2 protein-coding genes are annotated in these 1,812 nt (G+C 53.3%); both read left to right on the plus strand.

Annotation, left to right across the window (positions count from 1 at the left end; translation table 11 throughout):
- On the plus strand, positions 1 to 805 hold an 805-nt coding region (locus PPL9_RS34605), incomplete at its 5' end, for a deoxyguanosinetriphosphate triphosphohydrolase (RefSeq protein WP_244273512.1).
- Between the two features lie 90 nt (positions 806 to 895).
- The coding region (gene argS / locus PPL9_RS30520; protein ID WP_082597190.1) for an arginine--tRNA ligase at positions 896 to 1,812 on the plus strand (917 nt) is incomplete at its 3' end.

Here is a 1,812-nt window from a genome sequence, read left to right on the forward strand (position 1 = left end):
TGTGACGGATCTTGAGCGCCGGTATGCGGAGTTTGATGGCCTCAATCTGGCGTGGGAAACGCTGGAAGGGCTTGTGAAGCACAATGGGCCGCTGACGGATCGATCCGGTGCGCCTTGTGGCAAGCTTGAAGGCAAGCATCTGCCGTTTGCTGTGAGCGAATATGCCAAGCATCAGGATTTGCTGCTGTGGTCGTGGCCGAGTGCAGAGGCGCAGGTGGCAGCGATTGCAGATGATATTGCTTATGACGCGCATGATCTGGATGACGGATTGCGGGCCGGGTTGCTTAGCTTTGAGGCCATGAAAGAGGTGCCGTATCTGAAGCGTATTTTGGACGAGGTGGACGGGAAATATCCCGGTCTTGAGGATGCGCGGCGTATTCATGAGATTGGACGCAGATGTATCACCGGCATGGTCGAGGACGTGATTGCGGAGAGTATTTCGCGAATTAATCAGGTTTCTCCCAAGAAATGCGGGGATATTCGTGATGCAAATGGTCCTGTTATTGCCTTTTCAACTGAAATGGCGCGAGAAGAGCGCGAGTTGAAAGAGTTTTTGTTTGCCAATCTGTACCGACACGAAAGTGTTCTGGCGGTTCGCAGGAAGGTTGCCAAAGTGGTGCGGGATTTGTTCCATGCCTACTTTAAAGCACCGGAAAGAATGCCAGAACCATGGTGTACGGGACTGAAAGGCGAGGGTGATGATGTGAAGGCCCGCAGGGTTTGTGACTTCATTGCAGGCATGACGGACCGTTATGCCATAGACGAACACCGACGATTATTTGACGATACCCCGGAACTGGGGTAATGCGCCAATTCAAACACTATTAATTCATGGAGTTTATGTGGGGCTAGGGCTTCGCAAAACCCTGTGAGCTGTCAAACTAGGCTATTAAAAATGAACATCTTTGCAGACTTCGCCGAAAGGGTAAACAGTGTAGTCAAGGGTCTCGACCTTGCTGCTGACGCGCCGGAGCTGGATCTGCGACGAGTGACTGTTGAACCTCCTCGGGATGCTGCTCATGGCGATCTGGCGACTAACGCTGCCATGGTGCTGGCTAAACAGCTGAAGATGAAGCCGCGTGATCTTGCCGAAAAGATTGCAGAAGGCCTGCGTGCCGACAGTGAAGTTGATGCTGTTGATATTGCCGGACCTGGCTTCATCAACATCCGCGTAAACAAAGTTATTTGGGAACGTGTGCTGGCAGATGTTGTTGCCAAGGGCAATGCGTTTGGCAGTGGCAGCCGTGGTGCCGGTTTGAAGGTGAACGTGGAGTATGTATCCGCGAACCCGACCGGGCCTATGCATGTGGGCCATACACGCGGTGCTGTTGTGGGTGATGCGCTGGCAAGCCTGTTGCAGTTTGCCGGTTATGATGTGACCCGTGAATACGTGATCAACGATGCTGGCTCCCAGATTGATACGCTGGCGAAGTCCGCCTTTCTGCGTTACCGCGAAGCATTGGGTGAAGACATTGGGCAGATCCCTGAGGGCTATTATCCGGGCGAATACCTTGTTCCCGTCGGCAAGGCGCTGGCAGAGGAATATGGTGAGCGCCTGAAGGATATGGGCGAGGGCGAGCGCCATGCTTTGCTCAAGGGCTATGCCGTTGACAAGATGATGGATCTGATCCGTGAAGACCTGAGTGCTTTGAACGTGAAGCACGACGTGTTTTTTTCAGAAAAGACCATGCACGGTCAAGGGAATGCCATTGATCTGACGCTGGATGCTCTGCGTCAGCGCGATCTGGTTTACACTGGCACTTTGCCACCACCAAAGGGCGAAGTGCCTGATGACTGGGAAGACCGTGAGCA

Source organism: Pseudovibrio sp. POLY-S9 (assembly GCF_001431305.1).
In the GTDB taxonomy this organism is placed as follows: Bacteria; Pseudomonadota; Alphaproteobacteria; order Rhizobiales; family Stappiaceae; genus Pseudovibrio.